We start from the raw sequence: 22,134 nt of genomic DNA, 5'->3' as shown, positions 1-22,134 counted from the left end.
TCCTTCATCGGACGCGGAAGACCTGCACCGACAGCGGCGCGGCGGTCAGGGTGAGGCGCCCCTGCGAGTCGGCGGTCACGGTCCTGGGCGGCGCTGCGGCCGGAGCTGGCGTCCCCGCGGGCGAGGAATGCAGCGCCAGCAGGCGCGCCTTCGCGGGCAGACGTGGCAAGGCCACCTCGACGGGATCACGTCCGTAGTTGATCACGACCAGCACGCGCTGATCCTTGTAGGCGCGCTGGAAGCTCAGCACCTGCCCCTGGGCGAGCGGCCCCTCGTAGCGGCCGCGCGCGATCGCCGGCTGGCTGTTGCGCAGCGCCAGCATGGTCTTGTAGAAGTTCAGCAGCGAACCGGGGTCGGCGGCCTGCGCCTGCGCGTTGTGCGTGGCGATGTTGGGCGAGGCCGGCCGGAACGGCGAGCCGGTCGAGAACCCGGCTGCCCCGGCTGCCCCGGCTGCCCCGACGGCCTCGGCAGCCCAGCTCATCGGCGCGCGCAGCGGCGCGTCGCCCGGCAGCCCCGCGACGCCGGCCTGGCCGATCTCCTCGCCGTAGTAGATGAACGGCGTGCCCGGCAACAGCAGGTAGGTCGCGGCGGCCAGCTTGTAGCGGGCCTCGTCGCCCTCGAACTGGTCCCAGGCCCGCTTGCCCGCAAAGATGTCGTGGTTGCTCAGCATCGTCGCCATGGACAGCGGCGCTTCGGTGAAGAAGCGCGCCACCTTGTCCACCGCCTCCGCCGAGCCGTCGCCGCCCCTGGCCGCGGCGATCACCGCGCGCTCCAGCCCGAAAGCGAACGCGCTGCCGCAGATCTCGTCGCGGGTATAGACCTTGGGCTCGGCCGTCGCCTCGCAGACGACGAAACGATGCGGATACCGCTTGATCTGCCGTGTGAACTCGCCGGTCAGCGCGCGGCTCTCCGGCTGGTCGTTCCAGTCTGTCGCGCTGTTCTCGAACAGGTGGGGCACCGCGTCGAGCCGGTAGCCGTCCAGGCCGCGGTTGAGCCAGAAGCGCAGGCTGTCCTCGTGGTACTTCACCACCGCCGGGTTGCGCATGTTGAAGTCGGGCATGTGCGGCCCGAACACCGCGAAATACCGTGGCGATCCGGCCGGCGACTGGGCGGTCGATTCCGGTTTGGGCGGCGCGCTGGCGCCCTCGGGAAGATCCGGCACTTCCTCGCCCGGCAGGTACCAGGGCGTCTTGCCCCAGATGTCCCAGTCCTTCAGCGCCGACAAGGGCTGCGAGGTCCACACGAACCAGTCGCGCCACGGACTCGCCGGATCCGCCGCCGCCGCGTTGAACAGCGGATGCTCGCGCGCGCTGTGGTTGATCACGTAGTCCATGACCACGCCGATGCCGCGTTTGTGGGCCTCGCGGATCAGCTCGTCGAAGTCGGCCAGCGTGCCGTACTGCGGCTCGATCGCGCGGTAATCGGTCGTCGCGTAGCCGTGGTCGCGGTCGGCGCTCGCGGTGATCGGCATCAGCCAGATGCCCTTGATGCCGAGGTCCTTCAGATAGTCGAGGCGGCGTGTCACACCGCGCAGGTCGCCGATGCCGTCGCCGTCGCTGTCCTGGAAACCGCGCACGAAGATCTCGATGAACGCACCGTGCTGCCAGCCGTCCGGCAGCGCGCTGCGTCCGTGCACTTCCTTGACCGGCGAGAGATCGACTGGCGCCGCGACAGCGGGCGGCGCCGCGCGCACCGCTGTCATCGACAGTCCGGCCGCCATCGCGGCGCACATCGCGACGACTGTCGGCAGCTTGGCCGCGGTGAGGGCGTTGGGGCGACGCGTCATCTCTCGATCTCCTGATTTTGTTGTCTGATCTGTAGCAAAAGTACAGATTTTAGTGGCGCTGAAAGAAATCTTCCGGCTGCATTTGCGCCGCAGCATAGAAGGTATGAACTATGAAGGGAAGTCCTGATCCTTCTGTTTTGTAGTTTTGCTACCATCTCAAACACATCGCCATGACAGCGCCTGGAGGCGCGGTGCTGGCGCCAGAACAACACCTCGATGGAGATCCGATGGGCGTCCGCTCGACCTTGTCCCGTGCCTGGCCGCTTCTGGCGGCGTCGATGTTGAGCGGCCTGGCCGGGATGCCGGTGGCGATGGCGTCGACCCCGGGGAGCGAGGCGTCGCTCGCCGCCTGCGCCGCCGACGCGGTCACGGTGCTCTCGCCGCAATCTCCGACGCTGGCGCCATCGACGCCATCGACGCCAACGACGCCGTCGACGGCAACGTCGGCCGCATCGGCAGCGACGACCTCGCCGCAGCCCGTGTGGCTCGATGCGCGCCGTCTGCGCTGGCCGGGTCTGGTGCTCGGCGCCAACGAGGTGGTGCGCTGGCATCACTCGGCGTCGGGCGCATTGACCTTGATCGACGGGCGTGTGAGCGGAAGCGATCGCAGCCTCATGTTGCGGACGGTCGATGCCGCGCGCGAGCCGTTGAACGCGGAGATCGCGTCGCAAAGCGCGTATCTGGGCGCTGGCGCGGAGTTGGCATTGGCGGAGGGGATCGCCCCCGCGACGCTGCAGCGCGGGCAGTCCCTGATCGCCGTCGAGGACGCGCAAGGACGTGTGCTGCGCTGGAGCGTGGCGCAGACGGCTCGCGCGCTCGATGCGATCTACGCCTCGGCCGAAGAAGAGCCCTCGCTGGGCGTCTCGGTGACGGCCAAGGGCTCAGCCTACAAACTGTGGGCGCCGACGGCCGATCGCGTCGAGCTCTGCGCCTACCCGGGGCCGGATGCCGCCGCCAGCGCCCGCCTGCCGATGACGCGTGATGAGCGCACAGGGATCTGGTCCGTCGATGCGCCCGGCGTGCGCAGCGCCACGTACTACCGCTACCTCGTCGAGCTCTTCGTGCCGGGTGTCGGCCGCGTGCGCAACCTCGTGACCGATCCGTATTCGGTGAGCCTGTCGGCGGACTCGGCGCGCAGCTACGTCGCCGACCTGTCCGAGCCGCGCCTGCAGCCCCGCGGCTGGTCGGCCAGCCGCATCCCCGATCGCGTGAAGACGCCGACCGACATGGTCGTCTACGAGCTGCACGTGCGCGACTTCTCTCGCGACGACCGCAGCGTGCCCGCGGCGCAGCGCGGCAAGTACCTGGCCTTCACGCAGACCGGCTCAGCCGGCATGCGTCATCTGCGCGCGCTCGGCGAGGCAGGCCTGACGGATGTTCACCTGCTGCCGGTCTTCGACCTGGCCACGGTGCCCGAGCGCGGCTGCGTGGTGCCGCATGTGCCGGACGGCCGCAAGGCCGCGTCCGACAGCGACGCGCAGCAGGCCGCCGTCATGGCGGACGCCGACAAGGACTGCTTCAACTGGGGCTACGACCCCTTCCACTACAGCGCGCCCGAAGGCAGCTTCGCGAGCGACGCCAACGACGGCGCGGTCCGCGTGCGCGAGCTGCGCGCGATGGTGATGGGCCTGCACGCGGCCGGGCTGCGGGTGGGCATGGACGTGGTCTACAACCACACGACGGCGTCGGGGCAGCATCCGCATTCGGTGCTGGACCGCATCGTGCCCGGCTACTACCAGCGCCTGGACGCGCTCGGCCGCGTCGAGCGCTCGACCTGCTGCGACAACACCGCCACCGAGCACCGCATGATGGGCAAGCTGCTCGTCGACTCGGTGGTGCTGTGGGCGCGCGAATACAAGATGGCGTCCTTCCGCTTCGACCTGATGGGCCATCAGCCTCGCGCGGTGATGGAACGGCTGCAGGCCCGTCTGAAGCGCGAGCTCGGCCGCGAGGTGCAACTCATCGGCGAAGGCTGGAACTTCGGCGAGGTCGCCAACGGCGCGCGCTTCGTGCAGGCCTCGCAGCTGTCGCTGAACGGCACCGGGATCGGCACCTTCAGTGATCGCGGTCGCGACGCCGTGCGCGGCGGCGCGGCGGGCGACGATGCGGCGACGTCCGCGAATCGGCCTGGTTTCATCGTGCCGGCGACGGCTGCCGATGCCGGAAACACCTCGCGCCGCGAGGAACTGCTGCGCCAGGGCGACCTGCTCAAGCTCGCGATGGCGGGCACGCTGCAGCGCTTCGAGCTGGAGACCGCCGACGGGCGCCGCGTCACCGGCGAGCATCTGCCCTACGGCGACCAGCCGGCGGGTTATGCCTCGGTGCCGGCGGAGGTCGTCAACTACGTCGAGAACCACGACAACCAGACGCTGTTCGATGCCCTCGTGCTCAAACTGCCGCGCACGACCGGCGCCGACGATCGCGCCCGCACGCAGGCGGTGGCGCTCGGTCTCACTGCGTTGAGCCAGGGCATCGCCTACTTCCACGCCGGCGGCGAACTGCTGCGCTCCAAATCGATGGATCGCAACAGCTACGACTCCGGGGACTGGTTCAACCGGCTGGACTGGAGCGGTCGCGACAACGGCTTCGGCGCCGGTCTGCCGCCGGCCCGCGACAGCGCGCAGGACTATGCGCTGCTGCGACCGCTGCTCGCCGATCCCGCGATCAAGCCCGGTCCCGCGCAGATCGACTGGACGCGGCGTGTGTTCCTCGACCAGTTGCGGCTGCGCGCGAGCACGCCGCTGTTCCGTCTCGCCGACCCGGAAGAGATCCGGCGCCGGCTGGTCTTCCACAACACCGGTCCGGGGCAGTTGCCGGGCGTGATCGTCGGCCGGCTCGACGGCGCCGGGCGCGCGGACGCCGTCTTCGAGCGCGTGCTTTACGTCGTCAACGCGAGCGCCGAAGCGGCCGCGCTGACGCTCCCCGATGAAGCCGGCTTCGCCTGGCGCCTGCATCCGGTACAGCGCGCCTCCCGCGCGGCGGACACGCGTGTGCGGACCGAGTCGCGCGTCGACGGTGCCCGTGGCGCCTTCGGGGTGCCGGCGCGCAGCGTGGCGGTGTTCGTCGTCGAACGTCGCTGAGCGTCGCGGCCCTGATCCTTCGCCGGGCGGCTTTCAAGCCCGGGAACACCCTCTCCGTCGCACGGGGGCGCACACGCGGCGCGGCGGAGTAGCATGATTCGTCAGCGGCCCTGCCAGAGGCCGCATCGGAGACGGTCATGGGAACGATCCAGGCTTTCCACTCGGTCTGCCAGGCGCTGATGCTGGGCGCGATGCTGCTGTGCGCGACGGCGTTCACCGGATGCGCCACGGCGCCCGAGCCGCCGCCGACCTTCGACACGGCCCCGCTGATCCATGACGAGCTGTTCCCGCCGTCGCGCGACGTGATCGACCCGGAGCGGGTCATGGCCATCACGCCGAAGATGCGCGAGTTCATCCGCGGCCGCATCCCGAATGCGAGCGGCACCGCGCTGATGATGGACACGCGCGACCTGCGCCACCTGCTGCTGGACGCGCTCTACAACCGCAACGAGCTGCAGCTCGAGTACGACGCCGAGACCACGCGCACCGCCGCCGAGGCCTTCGACGCCAAGGCCGGCAACTGCCTGTCGCTGGCGATGATGACGGCGGTGTTCGCGCGCGAGATGGGGCTGCCCTTCGTCTTCCGCCAGATCTACGACGAGGAGCAGTGGAGCCGTGTCGGCGACCTGCAGGTCGTCTCCGGCCACGTCAACATCGCGCTGGGCCGGCGGCGGACGGAGTTCCGCGTGGTGGGCAGCGACGAGCCCTCGCTGGTGGTCGACTTCCTGCCCGGCGCGCAGATCTCGCGCCAGCGCGCGATGCCGGTGGACGAGCGCGCGATCGTCGCGATGTACATGAACAACCGGGCTGCGGAACTCATGGCGCAGGCGCAGATCGCTCGCGCCTACTGGTGGGCCCGCGCGGCGTGGCTCCACGACCCGCGGCTGCTGACGGCGCTCAACACGCTGGGCGTGATCTACCGCCGGCATGGCGACATCGCGCTGGCCGAGCGCGCCTTCCGTTTCGTGCTCGCGCATGAGCCGGCGAACGTGCAGTCCATGGCCAACCTGGCGCAGGCACTGCGCCTGCAGGGGCAGCTCGCCGAGGCGCAGAAGTACGAGGCGCAACTGGCGCTGCTGCAGCCGTATCCGCCGTTCAAGTTCTTCGACCTCGGCGTCGCCGCGATGAAGGCGGGCGAGTACGCCAAGGCCCGCGACCTCTTCGCCAGGGAGATCGACCGCTCGGCCTACTATCACGAGTTCCATTTCTGGATGGCCCTGGCCAACGTGGGTCTGGGCAGGTGGGACGTCGTGCGCACCGAACTCGCCAAGGCCCAGGAGTACAGCGTCACCGCGCCGCAGCGACAGCTTTATGCGGCCAAGCTGGAGAGCCTCAAGGCGAAGATGCAGCCTGCCAAGGTTCAGATGCGGTAGCCCGCGGCTGGGGCGCCGTGCGTTCAGACGCTCAGCGGCTCAGCCGTTCAGCTGTTCAACGGCGGCAGACCGTGACGCGCGCGGGCACGTGTACAGGCGTCGTCGCCAATGCCCAGCGGCGACCGCATGCCGAAGTCTCGGCACGGCGACGGCCGCCATTCGTAGACGCCGCAGCCGGCGCGCTCGCCGACCTGGCCCTGCAAGGCGGCGCAGCGCGGTCGCGCGTGATCCGTGCCGCGCATGCGGCAGGTCGAGTCCGTGACCTCCACCGTCAATCCGTCCGGCACGGTGCCGCCTTCGCTGAGCAGTTCCTGGCGCGAGAAGTCGACGCGGAAACTCGCGCAGCAGGCGCCGCAGCGGGTGCAGGGGTTGTCGGCGAAGGCGGACATGACGTTCAGTTCGATGCCGACGGACTGATCAGCGTGCTGTCGGACGGCGGCGTGTCGTCGGGCAGCACCGGCTCGCGCACGACGGTGACGGTGCAGGCGCACTGCGAGACGACCTGCGCCGACACGCTGCCCAGGTAGCGCCGCATCATCGAGCTGGCGCGCGCGCCCATCACGACGTGGTCGACGCCGGTCTTGGCGGCGAACTCGATCAGGGCGTCGGCGGCATCCGGCGCCTCCAGCACGTGGAAGGTCAGGCGGCCGTCCTCGAGCGCCAGTTCCCGCGTCATCGGATGCGCCCAGTTCTTCAGGGCGATCAGCTGCTGCACATGATGGCTGCGGCCCTGCGCGTCGGTGAGTTCGTCCATGCCGATGCGGTTGGTCTTCATCACGGCGACGCAGGCGAGCCGCGCGCCGGGCTCGGTCTGCATCAGGCGGCGGACGATCTCGCGCAGTTCCTCCAGCAGCGTCGGCGTCGCGCCCAGCACGTCGACCGCGGCCATGATCACCGGGCTGCGCGCCACCTGCGCGCCGACCGAGGCGGGCGCATGCGGTTCCTCGCCCATCGCCAGGAACCAGCGCTTGAAGCGCCGCACCATGCCGCTGCGCTGCAGCTTGTGCGCGCGCGCCGTCAGCGGCACCGCGTCGGGACGCTGCAGGTCCAGCGCGAGCTGCGCCGCGCTCTGGTAGCGGCGCTCGGCGCGGACCTCCAGGCAGTGCAGCACGATCTCCTGGAACCAGGGCGGCAGCTCGGGCCGGATCGCGCGCGGCGGGATCGGATCGACGTAGAGCCGGCGTCGCAACTGCCGCACCGAGGTCGGCTGGCCGAAAGGGCGCTCGCCGGTGGAGAGGTGGTACAGCATGACGCCCAGCGCGAAGAGGTCGCTGCGCGGGTCGTTGCGCACGAACTGGACCTGCTCCGGCGACATGTACGGGCCGGTGCCCATGGGCAGGGAGAATTCCTCCTCCAGCAGGTCGGGCAGGAAGTCGTGCCGCGACAGGCCGAAGTCCACCAGCACCACGGTGCCGTCCGGACGCAGCAGGATGTTGCTGGGCTTGATGTCGAGGTGGACCAGGTGCTGGCGGTGCAGATCGGTCAGCGCATGCGCGACCTGGATGCCGATCTCGACGACTTCCACCAGCGGCAACGGCGCGAGGTCCAGGCGCGGGCGCAGGCTCTCGGCCTCGATGCGCTCCATGACGATGTAGGCCTGCCGCCGCCAGTCGCCTCGCGCGACGAAGCGCGGCACGTGCGGACCCTTCAGCGCCGGCAGGATCATCTGCTCGACCTCGAAGCCGACGATGCTCGCCGGGTCCTCGCCGCCCTTGATGCGGGGGACCTTCATGATCAGCGGGAAGTCCTCGACGGAAGGGGCCGGGTCCGCGGGGGGCGCCGGATCCTGGCGCCGCACCTGCCAGAGGTTGGCCATGCCGCCCTGGTGCAGCCGCGCCTCGAGCACGAAACCGTCCAGCACCTGGCCGGGCTGCAGCGGCGAGGTGATCGGGACCGGAGCGGGAGGAGCAGCGTGCGTCGGGTGGGCGTCGTTCATCGATTCATCGGCCAGCGACGAGCCGTTGCGCGAGGCGGTCGGCCAGCCCGGCGGGCAGGCCGGGCGCGGCGCGCAGCGCGGCGGCGGCGGCTTCGACATCGTAGGGCACGCGCTGGAAGCTGAGTTCCTCGCTGTCGTGGTCGAACAGCGCGTAGGCCGCGGCGGGGTTGCCGTCGCGCGGCTGGCCGCAGGCGCCGGGGATGACCAGCCACTGGCGGTTGGGCAGCAGCGGGATGGGCACGCCGGGCTGCGGTTTGAAGTCGCCCGCCTTGCCGGTCCCGGAGAGGTGGTAGAGCATGGGCTCGTGCATGTGGCCGCAGAAGGTGTAGCGGCATTCGGTGGCGTGCAGGCTGCGCATGGCCTCCAGCCGGCCTTGCACGTAGGCGAAGCCGGTCGGGTCGAACGCGTTGGCGTGGACGTAGAGGCAGTCGTCCTCTTCCTCCGACATGGGCAGCGAAGCCAGGAAGGCGACCTGGTCCTCGGTGAGTCTCGCGCGGGTCCAGGCGATGGCGGCGCGCGCGTCCTCGTTCATGGTGGGGCGGGGCCCCTGGGTCACGCCGAGGTCGTGGTTGCCGGCGACGGCGATGGCGCCGTCCGCGCGCAGCGCACGCACCTGGTCGACCACCCACCCGGGATCGCTGCCATAGCCGACGTAGTCGCCCAGGAGCGCGAAATGCAGGGCGCCCTGACGCCGGGCATGGTCGAGGACGGCCTCGAAGGCCTGGCGGTTGGCGTGCAGGTCGGAGATCAGAGCGGTCTTCATGGAAACGGCTTGGGTGCGAAGGGCAAGGATGCCACGGGCGGCTGACGTCAACCTTCGCAAGTTGGCGAGGGGCGGACGCCGGGGGTCGCCGCGCCGCATCGCGAGACCCCCGAAGCGGAGGGGGCATGACCCCTCCGGATGGGTGAGGGGAAGGCCAGTCGCGGGTTTGACGCGTTGTGGCGGGCCGCAGCTTTGCTAATCTGGCCCGGGACACGGGACGCCAGGACGGGAGGCGACGAGCGCGCGCCGCCGCCGGCAGTTCCGGCACGGGAGAGAAAAAAGATGATCACGGATTTCGGGCGCCCGGACAGGCCCGCGCGCAGGCGCGGGTGGGGATGGGCAGGCGTGGCGATGGGACTGGCGCTCGCGGCGACGGCCGCGCGGGCGGACTGCTCGCGTCCGATCCGCGTCCCCATCGCGCCGATCGGCATGAGCGTGGTGACCTCGGGCGGCGAGGTCAGCGGTGTCTATCCGGACCTGCTGCGCAAGGTCGCGGCGGAAACCGGCTGCCAGTTCGATTTCGGCGTCGTGCCGCGGGCGCGGGTCGAGGCGATGTACGCCGGCGGCGGCGCGGACCTGCTGGTGCCCGCGACGCGGACCACGCAGCGCGACCTGCACGGCGACTTCATCCCGATGATGAAGGCGCGCGCGATGCTGATCTCGCTCTCCTCGGACCGCGCGTCGGTCGAGAGCCTGGCCGAACTCGGCGAGCGGCGCGAACTGCGCGTGGTCGTGGTGCGCGGCTTCGACTACGGCGAGACGTACCAGCAGCTGCTGGCGACGTTGAAGGCGCAACGCCGGCTCGTGGTGGAGGCTGACGCGGCGGCGGTGGTGCGTGCGCTGGAGCGCAATCTGGCGGACGTGACGGTGATGGCGCCGTCCATCCTCGCGGGCACGCTGCTGCAGGATGCCAGGACGCGGCCGCTGCTGGACCGGTTGCGGCTGGAGCCGATGGCGGAACTCGGCTGGACCGACAGCGGGATCTACCTCTCGCGGCACCTGCCGGCGAAGGACCGCGAGGTGCTGAGCGACGCGCTGGAGCGCAATGCGCGTTCCGGCACTGTCTGGAAGACGCTGCAGAAGCATTACCCGGCCGGCTCGTACGAGGACGGCCTGAAGGCGATCGTGGCGCCGAGGTAGCGCCACCGAGCCTGAGGAAAGAACAAGGCCCGCACTTGGCGGGCCTTGTCACTTCAGGGGCGGGGCAGGGCGCTCAGCCGATGCGTCCGAGGAGCAGGTACTCCATGAGCGCCTTCTGCACGTGCATGCGGTTCTCGGCTTCATCCCAGACCACCGACTGCGGACCGTCGATGACGTCGGCCGCGACCTCTTCGCCTCGGTGCGCCGGCAGGCAGTGCATGAACAGCGCATCCGGCTTGGCCTGCGCCATCATGTCCTTGTCCACGCACCAGTCCGCGAACGCCGTGCGACGCGCCTCGTTCTCGGCTTCGTAGCCCATGCTGGTCCACACGTCCGTGGTCACCAGGTCGGCGCCGCGGCAGGCTTCCTTCGGGTCCTTGAAGACCTTGTAGCAGCGCGTGTCCTTGATGCCCGCGATCGCCGGATCGATCTCGTAGCCGCTGGGCGTGCTCACGTGCACGGTGAACCCCAGGATCTCCGCCGCCTGCAGCCACGTGTTGGCCATGTTGTTGCCGTCGCCGACCCAGGCCACCACGCGTCCCTTCAGGCAGTCCATGTCGATCGCGCCGCGCCGGTCCATGCCGCGCTGCTCGATGAAGGTGAACAGGTCCGCCAGGATCTGGCACGGGTGGTACTCGTTGGTCAGCCCGTTGATGACCGGCACCCGCGAGTGCGCGGCGAAGCGCTCCAGCTTGGTCTGCTCGTAGGTGCGGATCATCACGATGTCGACCATGCGGCTGATCACGCGCGCGCTGTCCTCGATCGGCTCGGCGCGGCCCAGCTGGCTGTCGCCGGTGGTCAGGTGCACCACCGAACCGCCCATCTGGTACATGCCCGCCTCGAAGCTCACCCGGGTCCGCGTCGAGGCCTTCTCGAAGATCATCGCCAGTGTGCGGTCCTGCAACGGCTGGTACTTCTCGTAGTTCTTGAAGCGTCGCTTGATCGTCGCCGCCCGTTCGAACAGGTGGGTGTACTCCTCCGCACGCAGGTCCTTGAACTGCAGGTAGTGACGCATGAGCGTGTTCCCCGGTTTCATGGCGCGGGGGGGGAGGCCAGGAAGGCCTTCACCAGCGGCACCAGTCGCGCGGCGATCTCGGCGGCTTCCGCGCTCGTGAGGACCAGCGGCGGCACCAGGCGGACAACCTTGTCGGCCGTCACGCTCAGCAGCAGGCCGGCCTCCATCGCCTGCGTCAGCAGCACGCCGCAGGGACGGTCCAGCTCGATGCCGATCATCAGGCCGTGACCGCGCACCTCGACCAGGCCCGGTTCGCCCGCCAGGCCGCGTTCGATCGCGGCCTTCAGCTCGGCGCCGACGGTCGCGGCGTTGGCCAGCAGGCCGTCCTCTTCCATCACCGTCAGCGTCTCGACGCCCGCGCGCATCGCCAGCGGATTGCCGCCGAAGGTCGTGCCGTGGTTGCCGGGGCCGAAGACCTTGGCAGCCTTGTCGCCGCACACCACCGCGCCGATCGGCACGCCCGATCCCAGGCCCTTGGCCAGCGGCATCACGTCCGGCACGATGCCGGCCCACTGGTGCGCGAACCACTTGCCGGTGCGGCCGATGCCGCATTGCACCTCGTCCAGCATCAGCAGCAGGTCGTGCTCGTCGCACAGCTTGCGCAGCGCCTTCAGGAAGTCGATGTGCGCGGGGTGGATGCCGCCTTCGCCCTGGATGGTCTCCAGGAAGATCGCGGTCACGCCGGGATGCTCGGCGATGGCCTTGCGGATGGCCTCGATGTCGTTCAGCGGCACGCGCACGAAGCCCGGCACCAGCGGGCCGAAGCCCGCCTGCACCTTCGGATTGCCGGTCGCCGACAGCGTCGCGATCGAGCGGCCGTGGAAGGCCTTCTCGAACACGATGACTTCGGGGTTCTCATTGCCGCGATCGTGGCCGTACTTGCGCGCGATCTTGAGCGCGGCCTCGTTGGCTTCCAGGCCGGAATTGCAGAAAAAGGCGTTGGTCAGCCCCGACAGCGCGCAGAGCTTGGCCGCGAGCTGCTCCTGCAGCGGGACATGGTAGTAGTTGCTCGTGTGGATGAGCTTGCCCACCTGGTCCCGCAGCGCCGCCACCAGCCTCGGATGGTTGTGTCCGAGCGTGTTGACGGCGATCCCGCCGAGGCCGTCCAGGTATCGTCGGCCGGCCGTATCCCAGACCCAGACGCCTTCGCCGTGCGACAGGGCGATCGGCAGGCGGCCGTAGGTGTGCATCACATGGGGTTCGGTCGGGGCGGCGAACGAGGAGTCCGGGGCGTTCATCAAGTCTCCAGAGCGTGGGGAAGGTCAGCGGTCCGGGCAAGCGCCGGACCGGGGTTGGGGAGCAAATGATTCTACGGGTCGACCCTGGCGGGCGAGGAGATTCCTCCTTCACAGGCATGGAAGCCCGGCTGACCAGCAGGCGCCTGCCACCCGCCGCCCGGCGGGGCGAGCAGAAGCCCAGGTGTGCTGCGCCGCAACACATCCAGGGCACAATAGCGTTTTTGCCGGGACGCGTGAGACCGTAGCCAATGACTGAGCAGCCCAAGCCGCGAGAAGTGTTCATCCAGGGGATCACCACGGATGGCCGCACCTTCCGCCCGAGCGACTGGGCCGAACGTCTGGCTGGCGCCATGTCCTGCTTCCGGCCCGGCGGCACCCGCAGCGGGCGCGACGCCTACCTCGGCTACTCCCCCTACTGCGTGCCCCGCGTCATCGACGGCATCAAGTGCGTCATCGTCAACGAGGCGCTGAAGTCCGTCGAACCGATGGCCTGGGAGTTCGTCATGAACTTCGCCCGCGACAACAAGCTGCAGGTCGTCGACGCCTGCCTGTTGCCCGACGGCCGCGAGCCCGGCAAGACCTGAGCCTTCGAGAAGACCCGAGCCCATGAGGTGATCGCGGTGATCGCGGTGATCGCGGTGGTCCGATCGGGCCATCGCCGAGCCGCGTCCCGACGCCTAAGCTGACGGGTTCGCCGCGACCTGCCCGATGGGCTCCCTGGACATGGCCGTCTTCACCGCCGACGCGGGTCCCCGGGCCGCGACCGTCCTGCCGGAGCTGCAGCAGCTGCTGCGACTGATCGACCAGGGCGGCTCGATGTTGAACGCCCGCGAGCTCGCGACGGTCACGACGGCCGGCGGCACGCTGCCCGTGATAGGCGTGACCCTGGGCAATCCCGATCCGTCCGTGCCCGCGCTCGGATTCATCGGCGGCGTCCACGGGCTGGAGCGCATCGGCGCGCAGGTCGTGCTGGCCTACCTCGGCAGCCTGGTGCGCCGCCTGCGCTGGGACCTCAGCCTGCATCAGCAGCTCGAGTCGCTGCGGCTCGTGTTCCTGCCCGTCGTCAATCCCGGCGGCGTGCTGGCCGGTTCGCGGGCGAATCCGCAGGGCGTCGACCTGATGCGCAACGCGCCGCAGGACGCGGATCGAGGCGTGCCCTTCCTTGTCGGCGGCCATCGGCTGACGCGACTGCTGCCGTACTACCGCGGCCGGGCCGACGAGCCGCTGCAGGTCGAGAGCAACGCGCTCTGCCGCTTCGTCCGCGAAGAACTGCTGGGTCGCCCGGTGTCCGTGGCCATCGATTTCCACAGCGGCTTCGGCCTGCGCGATCGGATCTGGTTCCCGTACGCGCGCACGCGTCATCCGATGCATCACCTCGCTGAGATCCATGCGCTGTGCGAGGTGCTCGATCAATGCCTGTCTCCGCATCCCTACGTGATGGAGCCGCAGAGCCGGCATTACCTGACCCATGGCGATCTCTGGGACCACCTGTACGACGAGTCGCTCTCCCTTGATCGAGGGATCTTCCTGCCGATGACGCTCGAAATGGGGTCATGGTTGTGGGTGAAGAAAAACCCGCGCCAGCTACTCTCGCGTCACGGCATGTTCAATCCGCTCATCGAACATCGACAGCAGCGGGTATTGCGACGGCACATGGCCTGGATGGACTTCATGACACGCGCGACACAGAGCGCGTTCCGCTGGCTGCCGGCGCCGGACACAAGAATCGATCACGGGGAGCAGGCGTTGATTCGCTGGTATCGGAGGACCGCCGGATGAGCGGCCACACCTGGGTGCTGCTGCGCGGGCTGACGCGCGAGAGCGGCCATTGGGGAGACTTTCCCGCGCGGCTCATCCGCGCCTTGCGCGTGCAGCAGCCGGACGCGCGGCTGGAGCTGCTCGACCTGCCCGGCAACGGCGACCAGCATCGCCAGAGCAGCCCGACCCATGTCGACGCGATGATGGAGGCGTGCCGTTCGGAACTTCGGCGTCGCGGCGTTCCCCCGCCATACCAGGTGCTGGCGATGTCGCTGGGCGCGATGGTCGCCAGCGAGTGGGCGGCGCGCCATCCGCGCGAGCTCGACGGCATCGTGTTGATCAACACCAGCCTGCGGCCGTTCAGCGCCTTCTTCAGGCGGCTGCGGCCGTCGAACTACTGGTCCCTGCTGCTGCTGAGCCTGACGCGCTTGAGCCTGCGCCGGCGCGAGGCCAAGGTGCTGCAGATGACGACGCGCCTGCAGCGTCAGCCGGACCAGGTGATCGACGACTGGGTCTCGATCCAGCGCCAGCATCCGGTGCGGCGCCGCAATGCGCTGCGCCAGCTGCTGGCCGCGGCGCGTTATCGCGCCAGCCTCGCCAAGCCGGAGCCGCCGATGTTGCTGCTGTGCAGCCAGGGCGACTCGCTGGTCGACTGGCGCTGCTCGCAGGCCATCAGCCGGGCCTGGGGCGCGCCCTTGCGGCTGCACCGGCACGCGGGGCACGACCTGCCGCTCGACGACGGGGAGTGGGTGGCGCGCAACGTCGTGGACTGGCTCCACGTGCGCGAGGTCGTGGGGCAGATCACGACACCGATGCCGCTATGACCGGCGCGTCCGGAACGAAAAAGCCCGCCTTTCGGCGGGCTTTGTTCGTGCACCAGAGCTGGATCTGTCTATCAGGCGGCGAGCGCCTTGATCTTCGAAGACAGGCGGCTCTTGTGGCGAGCAGCCTTGTTCTTGTGGAAGATGCCCTTGTCGGCGACCGAGTCGATCACGGGCTGGGCGGTCTTGAACAGGTCGGCGGCCTTGGCCTTGTCACCCGTGACGATCGCCTTTTGCACGTTCTTGATGACCGTGCGGAACTTCGAACGCAGCGCCGAGTTGGCGGCGTTCAGCTTGACGTCTTGACGTGCGCGCTTGCGGCCCGAGGCCAGACGCACGGTTTTCTTCTTGGCTTTGGAAGAGCTTGCCATTGTGTTATTTGTCCAGTTGGTGCAAAGACGGCGAGTATAGCAGTCAGGATTGGAAAAACCAAACCCGAGGCATTGCGTCTCCCGCAGCACACCATAATGCGCGGTCGTTCGCCAGGGCGCCAGTCCGAGCGGACTGACCCCGGGCCGTACCCCGAACCCGTCCCCCGAACCGTCCCCCGTATTGCCTCCGCGCCGACGCCTGAATGAATCTGCTCCGCACCGCCTCCGTCGTCTCGGTCTTCACGCTGCTGTCGCGCATCACGGGGCTGGTCCGCGAACAGATGGTGGCGGGGCTGTTCGGCGCCAACGCGATGACCGACGCCTACAACGTGGCGTTCCGCATCCCCAACATGCTGCGGCGGCTGTTCGCCGAGGGCGCGTTTTCGCAAGCCTTCGTGCCGTCGCTGGCCGCCGCGCGCGCCAAGGATGGCGACGAGGCCACCCGCCACCTGATCGACGCCGTCGCCACCGTGCTGCTGTGGGCGCTGGCGGCGACCTGCGTGATAGGCGTGATCGGCGCGCCGGTGCTGGTCTGGGCGCTGGGCGCGGGATTGTCCAAGGACGCGCACGAGGCCGCGGTCGTGATGACGCGCTGGATGTTCCCGTACATCGGCTTCATGTCGCTGGTGGCGCTGTCGGCCGGCATCCTGAACACCTGGAAGCGCTTCATCGTGCCGGCGGTGACGCCGGTGCTGCTGAACCTCGCGTCGCTGGCCTGCGGCTACGGGCTGACGCCGGTGCTGGCGGCCCACGGCTACGAGCCGATCTACTCGCTGGCGCTGGGCGTCATGGTCGGCGGCATCCTGCAACTGGCCGTGCAGGTGCCGGCGCTGCGGCGCATCGGCCTGATGCCGCGCTTCTCGCTGAACTTCTCCGGCCTGCGCCGCGCCGCCGGCGACGAGGGCGTGCGCCAGGTCTTGCGCAAGATGGGTCCGGCGCTGCTGGGCGTCGGCGTGGCGCAGCTTTCGCTGCTGATCAACACGCAGATCGCCATCGCGGTGGGCGAGGGCGCCGCTTCCTGGCTGACCTACGCGGACCGGCTGATGGAGTTCCCGATCGCGCTGCTCGGCGTTGCGCTGGGCGTGGTCCTCACGCCGCAACTGGCGGCCAGCACGGCCAAGGGCGAGACGCAGAAATACTCGGGCCTGCTCGACTGGGGCCTGCGCCTGACCCTGCTGCTGGCGCTGCCCTGCGCGGTCGCGCTGCTGGTCTTCGCCGAGCCGCTGGTGGCCGTGCTCTACCAGCGCGGCGCCTTCCAGGCGGCGGACGTCGCCCACACCGCCCAGGCCGTGATGGGTTACGGCCTGGGCCTGATGGGCCTGGTGTCGATCAAGGTGCTGGCCCCCGGCTTCTACGCGCGCCAGGACATGCGCACGCCGGTGCGCATCGCCGTCGGCGTCCTGATCCTGACGCAGGTGTTCAACGCGATCTTCGTGTTCGGTTTCAAGATCGGCGTGGCCGGTCTGTCGCTGTCCATCGGCCTGGGCGCCGTCGTCAACGCGCTGCTGCTGTTGCGCGGGCTGCGCAAGCTCGGCACCTACACGCCGGAAGCCGGCTGGCTGCTGTTCCTGCTGCGCGTCGTGATCGCCAGCGCCGCCATGGGGGCGCTGCAGTGGTGGCTGGCCGGCTACTTCGGCTGGGTCGGCGGCAAGGGCTTCCAGTTCGAGCTGGCGCGCGCCGGCTGGATGGCGCTGAGCCTGGGCGCCTCCGCGCTGCTGTATTTCGGCGTGCTGCTGCTGCTGGGCGTGAAGCTGCGCCAGTTCGCCCGCCGGGCCTGACATCAGGGGCGCCGGGCTTGCGCTTGAGCGTCGACAGCGGGCGTAGACTTGGGCGCATGAGTTCGCCTTTGCAGTGGACGGTGCCGTCGGCGCTGGACTATTTCTCGACGCTGGTTGCCGAAGACGACACGCTCAACCTGGCCGAAGCCGCCACCGCGATCGCGCTGGACGACGTGCCCCGGCTGGACGTGCAGCAGGTGATGGCCGAACTGGACCGGCTCGGCGAACGGCTGCGCCACCGCCTGCCCGCCGACGCGCCGCCCAGCCACCGGCTGCGCATGCTCAACCAGTACTTCCACGGTGAGCTCGGCTTCGCGGGCAACGTCAACGACTACTACGCCGTCGGCAACAGCTACCTCCACCAGGTGCTCGCCACACGGCGCGGCATTCCGATCTCGCTGGCCATCATCTACATGGAGCTGGCCTCGCACGTCGGACTGCGGGTCAAGGGCGTGAGTTTCCCGGGGCACTTCCTGATGAAGCTGAGCCTGCCGCAGGGCGAGGTGGTGCTGGACCCGTTCAGCGGGCGCTCGCTGGGTCGCGGCGAGCTTGACGAATTCCTCAGCCCCTGGCGCGAGCGCGCCGGCCTCACGCCCGAGGAGCCGATGTCGCTGGACGCCTTCCTCGGGGCCGCGCCGCCGCGGCAGATCCTCGCCCGCATGTTGCGCAACCTGAAGCAGATCCACATGGACCAGGCGGACCTGCCCCGGCTGCTGGCCGTGCAGCGCAAGCTCGTGGCCCTGTTGCCCGGCGACCGCGTGGAACGCGTCGAGCTCGAGCAGTGCCTGCAGCAGCTCCGCGATGCCGGTGGCGGGCCGGCCACCCTCCATTGAGGGAGCGAGCGGGGGAGGGCGCGTCGGGCGACGCTTAGAATCCCCCACTTTCCGAGGGTGCGGCCTTCCCCTGGCCGACGTCGCCCCGCCATCCAACGCTGAAGTGGTTTGAAGCAGATCCCGCTGTCGCTCGGTCCCGAGCCCGACTACACCTTTGACACGCTCCTCACCGGTGCCAATACCGCGGCCCTCACGCATGTGCTGGGCCTGGGGACGGGCGCGCCGCCGGTGTTCCTGTGGGGGCCGCCCGGCAGCGGCAAGACGCACCTGATGCGCGCGCTCGCGCGGCACTGGCAGCAGGCCGGCGCACAGGTCGGCTGGTACGACGCCGACACCCCCCTCCCGTGGGAGCTGCCCACCCATCCCAGCCTGCTGCTGCTCGACGACGCCCAGCGCTTCGATCCGGGCCAGCAGCATGCGGCCTTCGCGCTGTTCGTCGAGGCGGCGACGCTGGGGCTGGCGGTCGTCTCGACCGGCACCGCGCCGCCGGTGGACCTGGACCTGCGCGAGGACCTGCGCACCCGGCTCGGCTGGGGCCCGACTTTCGCGCTGCAGCCGCTGTCCGAGGCCGAGGTGCGTGCCGTGCTCCGCCGCGAGGCCGACCGCCGCGGCATCGCGCTGACCGACGACGTCATCGACTACCTGCTCACCCGCTACGCCCGCGACCTGAAGCACCTGATGACGCTGCTGGACGGGCTGGACGAATTCTCGATGGCCAGCAAGCGGGCGGTGACCGTGCCGCTGCTGCGCCAGATGCTCGCCGACCAGGGGGCGCACGCCTGAGGGCGACGCCGCCGGTTGCAACGTTTTCAAGGTTTTTCAAGGACTAGACCCGTGGACTTGACCCTGTTCGACCTCGACGGCACGCTGATCCCGCAGGATTCGGACCACGCCTTCGGCGGCTACATGGTGGACATCGGCTGGGCCGATGGCGCCGCCTGGGCTGCCCGCAACGACGAGTTCTACGCCGACTACCAGCGTGGCGACCTCGATCTGGACGACTACGTCGAGTTCGCCACTTCCGTCTGGCGCGCCCGGCCGGTGGCCGAGGCCGAGGCGGCCCGCGCCGAATTCATGGCCCGGATCGTCGCGCCGATGTTGCGCGACAATGCGCGCGCACTCGTGCAGCGTCACCTGGACGCCGGGGATCTGGTGGCCGTGGTGACGGCGACCAACGAATTCGTGACCGCGCCGATCGCCAAGGCCTTCGGCGTCGATCACCTGATCGCCGTGCAGCTGGAGCGCGACGCGACCGGGTCGTTCACCGGGCGCGTGCAGGGGACCCCGTCCTTCCAGGCGGGCAAGATCGTGCGCGTGAACGAATGGCTGGCGGCGCAGGGGCGCCGCTGGGAGGATTTCGAGCGCGTGCATTTCTACAGCGACTCGATGAATGACCTGCCGCTGCTGGAGCGGGTCAGTCATCCGGTGGCGACCAACCCCACCTCGGCCCTCGAGGCGCTGGCGCGCGAGCGCGGCTGGCCGATACTGAAGCTGTTCGAATAATGATCAAGAAATTCATCAACAAGCTGTTGGGCAAGCCCGAAAGTACCGCCACGCCGCTGGGCAAGCGTGTGGAGGTCACCGCGGAGGAGCACCGCATCGATCCGGCCCTGCTCGATGAGCGCGGCGTCAAGGTTGTCAAGGGGCTGACCGACGCGGGCTACGAGGCCTTCATCGTCGGCGGCGCGGTGCGCGACCTGCTGCTGGGTCGCCGGCCGAAGGACTTCGACGTCGCCACGGACGCCACGCCGGAACAGGTCAAGAACCAGTTCCGCCGCGCGTTCATCATCGGCCGGCGCTTCCGCATCGTCCACGTGGTCTACGGTCGCGGCCGCGAGCACGAGGTGATCGAGGTCTCGACCTTCCGCGCGCTGCTGAAGGAAGACGACGCCGAGCAGGTGCAGGGCAACGAGAAGACGTCCAAGGGCGCGCTGGAAGGCAAGTCGCACGTCGTCGACGCGTCCGGCCGCGTGCTGCGCGACAACGTCTGGGGGCCGCAGATCGAGGACGCCGCGCGTCGCGACTTCACTGTCAACGCGATGTACTACAACCCGGAACGCGAGCTGGTGGTGGACTACCACGGCGGTCTGGCCGACGCGCGCAAAAAGGTGCTGCGGATGATCGGCGACCCCGAGAGCCGCTACCGCGAGGACCCGGTCCGCATCCTGCGCGCCGTGCGCTTCGCCGCGAAGCTGGGCTTCACCATCGAGCCCAAGACCCGCGCGCCCATCGCCGCGATGGCGCCGCTGCTGGCGAACGTGCCGCTGTCGCGCATGTTCGACGAGATGATCAAGCTGCTGCAGACCGGCCACGCGCTGGCCAGCATCGAGGAACTGCGCAAGCAGGGCCTGTCGCGCGGCGTGTTCCCCATCCTGGACGCGGTGCTCGACAAGGACGGCGCGCTGCCGGACAACGTGCACGGCAAGTTCGTGCGCCTGGCGCTGGAAGACACCGACAAGCGGGTCGAAGAGGGTCGATCGGTGGCGCCGAGCTTCATGCTCGCCTGCATGCTGTGGGGCGAGGTCCAGCAGCGCTGGACGCGCCTGATCGACGGCGGCGAGGGCGCGGTGGCGGCCTTGCAGCAGGCGATCGACCTGGTCTTCGACGCACGCGTCGGCGACATCTCCGGCCGCGGCAAGCTCGCGGCGGACATGCGCGAGATCTGGATGATGCAGCCGCGCTTCGAGCGTCGCACCGGCAGCGGTCCGCATCGCCTGATCGAGCAGCCGCGCTACCGCGCCGGCTTCGACTTCCTGGCGCTGCGCGCCGAGGCGGGCGAGATCGATCCGGCCCTGGCCGACTGGTGGGAAGACTTCGCGCTGGGCACCGAGGACGAGCGCCGCGCGCTGCTGGAACTGGCGCGCGAGACGCAGCGCCAGGGCGGCCCGCGCAGCAAGCCCAAGGCGGGCGGCGGACGCGTGCACTCGGTGCCGCGCGGCGCGGTGAGCACGCCCTCGACGATGCCGGTCAGCGGAGAATCTGCGGCTGTGCTGCCGATCGACGCCGAGGCGGTGGACGCCGCGGAAGGCGAGGGCAACGACGGTGGCGGCGGCCAGCCCGCCAAGAAGCGCCGCCGTCGTCGCAAGCCGAAGGCCGCGGGTGGCGCGGGTGGTGCCGGCGGCGCGGGCGCGTCGACGGAGGCCGGTTCGTCCGGCGACGAGTAACCCTCGACGCGGCAGGCTGGACGAATGATCACGGCCTACGTCGGCCTGGGCGCCAATCTCGGCGACCTCCGGCGCACGCTGGAGTCGGCGCTGGCCGACCTCGCCGACGTGAAAGACCTGACCCTGGAGGCCGTCTCCTCCGCCTGGCGCAGCGCGCCGGTCGGCTGCGAGGGGCCTGATTACCTGAATGCCGTCGCGCGCGTGACGACGACACTGCCACCGCTGAGCGTGCTCGCGGCCCTGCAGGCCATCGAGTCGCGCCACGGCCGCGAGCGTCCGTTCGTCAACGCGCCGCGGACGCTCGACCTCGATCTGCTGCTCTACGGCGACCAGACCGTCGATCTGGTCCGCCTCGTCGTCCCGCATCCGCGGCTGCACCAGCGCGCCTTCGTGCTGCGTCCGCTGCTGGAACTCGATCCGGCATTGGCCTCACCAGGTCTGGGCAGGCTGGCGAGCCATTTGCCTTCGGTCGCCGATCAAGTCGTCGAGCGCGAGGACGCGCCGCTGCATCTGCCTTGACGACCCGCCCTCCACCTTCAACCTCTTCCGGGAGTCCGACTCATGTTCGCAACCGCCGCCGGCTGGCAGATGGTCGCCCTGCTGACGCTGTCCAATGTCTTCATGACCTTCGCCTGGTACGGCCATCTGAAAGAACTGGCGTCCAAGCCGTGGTACGTCGCCGCGCTGATCAGCTGGGGCATCGCGCTCTTCGAGTACCTGCTGCAGGTCCCGGCCAACCGCATCGGCTATGACGGCGGGTTCACGCTCGCCCAGCTGAAGATCACGCAGGAGGTGATCACGCTGGGTGTGTTCGTCCCGTTCTCGATGCTGTTCATGAACCAGCCGTTCAAGACGGACTTCATCTGGGCCGGCCTGTGCCTGATGGGGGCGGTCTACTTCATCTTCCGCGGCTGAGATTCCTGCGCCCGCCTCCGGGGGAGTCGGGGGGGATCCGCTCGGGACGAGCGGGGAATGGCTCGAACGGGCCATGGGCGGCTACACTCGCGGGTTTTCCGTGACACGGAAATGAACCATTTGTGACGATCCGGCGAGGATCGCACGGCGCGGAGCCTCCCCC

20 protein-coding genes are annotated in these 22,134 nt (G+C 69.6%); 13 read left to right on the top strand and 7 right to left on the bottom strand.

Going from position 1 to position 22,134, the window contains the following annotated elements; all coding sequences use genetic code 11:
* Positions 1-4 precede the first annotated feature (4 nt).
* Positions 5-1,786, bottom strand: coding sequence for an alpha-amylase family glycosyl hydrolase (locus tag PV762_RS19300; protein ID WP_421036616.1), 1,782 nt, complete (start codon positions 1,784-1,786; stop codon positions 5-7).
* 170 nt (positions 1,787-1,956) lie between these two features.
* Here PV762_RS19300 and pulA point away from each other — a divergent pair, with 170 nt between their 5' ends.
* Both pulA and PV762_RS19290 read left to right on the top strand, forming a co-directional pair.
* The gene (gene pulA, locus PV762_RS19295; RefSeq protein ID WP_421036615.1) at positions 1,957-4,866 is read left to right on the top strand and encodes a pullulanase-type alpha-1,6-glucosidase; all 2,910 of its coding nucleotides are present in this window, start codon (positions 1,957-1,959) and stop codon (positions 4,864-4,866) included.
* A 137-nt stretch (positions 4,867-5,003) separates the two neighbouring features.
* Positions 5,004-6,239 (top strand): tetratricopeptide repeat protein, encoded by a 1,236-nt coding sequence (locus tag PV762_RS19290; RefSeq protein ID WP_421036614.1) that lies wholly within the window; start codon positions 5,004-5,006, stop codon positions 6,237-6,239.
* Positions 6,240-6,286: 47 nt separating this feature from the next.
* Here the strand turns inward: PV762_RS19290 and PV762_RS19285 are convergent, their stop codons facing one another.
* Genes PV762_RS19285 through PV762_RS19275 form a run of 3 tightly spaced genes read right to left on the bottom strand, consistent with a single transcriptional unit; the run spans position 6,287 to position 8,938 of the window.
* Positions 6,287-6,628: a YkgJ family cysteine cluster protein gene (locus tag PV762_RS19285; protein ID WP_421036613.1), complete on the bottom strand. Its 342-nt coding sequence runs from the start codon at positions 6,626-6,628 to the stop codon at positions 6,287-6,289.
* Between the two features lie 5 nt (positions 6,629-6,633).
* Positions 6,634-8,274 (bottom strand): serine/threonine protein kinase, encoded by a 1,641-nt coding sequence (locus PV762_RS19280; RefSeq protein ID WP_421036612.1) that lies wholly within the window; start codon positions 8,272-8,274, stop codon positions 6,634-6,636.
* Entirely contained in the window at positions 8,180-8,938 is a 759-nt protein-coding gene (locus PV762_RS19275) for a metallophosphoesterase family protein (protein WP_421036611.1), read from the bottom strand. The genes PV762_RS19280 and PV762_RS19275 overlap by 95 nt, the downstream gene beginning before the upstream one ends.
* A gap of 351 nt (positions 8,939-9,289) precedes the next feature.
* On the opposite strand from PV762_RS19275, the gene PV762_RS19270 reads away from it, so the two are divergent.
* Positions 9,290-10,078, top strand: a complete 789-nt coding sequence (locus PV762_RS19270) for a transporter substrate-binding domain-containing protein (protein ID WP_421036610.1) — start codon at positions 9,290-9,292, stop codon at positions 10,076-10,078.
* A gap of 73 nt (positions 10,079-10,151) precedes the next feature.
* On the opposite strand, the gene argF is transcribed toward PV762_RS19270, so the two are convergent.
* Positions 10,152-11,114: an ornithine carbamoyltransferase gene (gene argF / locus PV762_RS19265; protein ID WP_421036609.1), complete on the bottom strand. Its 963-nt coding sequence runs from the start codon at positions 11,112-11,114 to the stop codon at positions 10,152-10,154.
* Positions 11,111-12,331, bottom strand: a complete 1,221-nt coding sequence (locus tag PV762_RS19260) for an aspartate aminotransferase family protein (RefSeq protein WP_421036608.1) — start codon at positions 12,329-12,331, stop codon at positions 11,111-11,113. Before PV762_RS19260 ends, argF begins: the two co-directional genes overlap by 4 nt.
* Before the next feature lie 248 nt (positions 12,332-12,579).
* Between PV762_RS19260 and PV762_RS19255 the strand changes: the two genes are divergently transcribed.
* The 3 genes from PV762_RS19255 to PV762_RS19245 all read left to right on the top strand — a co-directional run bounded on the left by PV762_RS19255 (position 12,580) and on the right by PV762_RS19245 (position 14,913).
* Positions 12,580-12,915 carry a DUF3579 domain-containing protein gene (locus tag PV762_RS19255; RefSeq protein ID WP_421036607.1) on the top strand — a complete coding sequence of 112 codons (336 nt, stop codon included), beginning with the start codon at positions 12,580-12,582 and terminating at the stop codon, positions 12,913-12,915.
* Between the two features lie 124 nt (positions 12,916-13,039).
* A complete protein-coding gene (locus tag PV762_RS19250) occupies positions 13,040-14,110 on the top strand; it encodes a M14 family zinc carboxypeptidase (protein WP_421036606.1) in 1,071 nt (356 codons plus the stop codon).
* Positions 14,107-14,913, top strand: coding sequence for an alpha/beta fold hydrolase (locus tag PV762_RS19245; protein WP_421036605.1), 807 nt, complete (start codon positions 14,107-14,109; stop codon positions 14,911-14,913). Before PV762_RS19250 ends, PV762_RS19245 begins: the two co-directional genes overlap by 4 nt.
* A gap of 71 nt (positions 14,914-14,984) precedes the next feature.
* Here the strand turns inward: PV762_RS19245 and rpsT are convergent, their stop codons facing one another.
* A complete protein-coding gene (rpsT, locus tag PV762_RS19240; protein WP_067269869.1) occupies positions 14,985-15,281 on the bottom strand; it encodes a 30S ribosomal protein S20 in 297 nt (98 codons plus the stop codon).
* A gap of 203 nt (positions 15,282-15,484) precedes the next feature.
* Between rpsT and murJ the strand changes: the two genes are divergently transcribed.
* From murJ to PV762_RS19205, 7 genes are all read left to right on the top strand, one after another.
* Positions 15,485-17,059, top strand: a complete 1,575-nt coding sequence (murJ, locus tag PV762_RS19235; RefSeq protein WP_421036604.1) for a murein biosynthesis integral membrane protein MurJ — start codon at positions 15,485-15,487, stop codon at positions 17,057-17,059.
* 56 nt (positions 17,060-17,115) lie between these two features.
* Positions 17,116-17,892, top strand: a complete 777-nt coding sequence (locus PV762_RS19230) for a SirB1 family protein (RefSeq protein WP_421036603.1) — start codon at positions 17,116-17,118, stop codon at positions 17,890-17,892.
* 108 nt (positions 17,893-18,000) lie between these two features.
* On the top strand, positions 18,001-18,675 hold the full coding sequence (gene hda / locus PV762_RS19225) for a DnaA regulatory inactivator Hda (protein WP_421036602.1): 675 nt from the start codon (positions 18,001-18,003) through the stop codon (positions 18,673-18,675).
* Between the two features lie 51 nt (positions 18,676-18,726).
* The gene (locus PV762_RS19220) at positions 18,727-19,395 is read left to right on the top strand and encodes an HAD family hydrolase (protein WP_421036601.1); all 669 of its coding nucleotides are present in this window, start codon (positions 18,727-18,729) and stop codon (positions 19,393-19,395) included.
* Positions 19,395-21,056, top strand: a complete 1,662-nt coding sequence (gene pcnB, locus PV762_RS19215; protein WP_421036600.1) for a polynucleotide adenylyltransferase PcnB — start codon at positions 19,395-19,397, stop codon at positions 21,054-21,056. The genes PV762_RS19220 and pcnB overlap by 1 nt, the downstream gene beginning before the upstream one ends.
* Positions 21,057-21,080: 24 nt before the next feature.
* The gene (folK, locus tag PV762_RS19210) at positions 21,081-21,575 is read left to right on the top strand and encodes a 2-amino-4-hydroxy-6-hydroxymethyldihydropteridine diphosphokinase (RefSeq protein WP_421036599.1); all 495 of its coding nucleotides are present in this window, start codon (positions 21,081-21,083) and stop codon (positions 21,573-21,575) included.
* Positions 21,576-21,617: 42 nt separating this feature from the next.
* The gene (locus PV762_RS19205; protein WP_421036598.1) at positions 21,618-21,971 is read left to right on the top strand and encodes a DMT family protein; all 354 of its coding nucleotides are present in this window, start codon (positions 21,618-21,620) and stop codon (positions 21,969-21,971) included.
* Positions 21,972-22,134 lie beyond the last annotated feature (163 nt).

The organism is Mitsuaria sp. CC2, from assembly GCF_048957715.1.
Classification (GTDB): domain Bacteria; phylum Pseudomonadota; class Gammaproteobacteria; order Burkholderiales; family Burkholderiaceae_C; genus Roseateles.
This window is presented reverse-complemented; position numbering and strand designations above follow the sequence as displayed.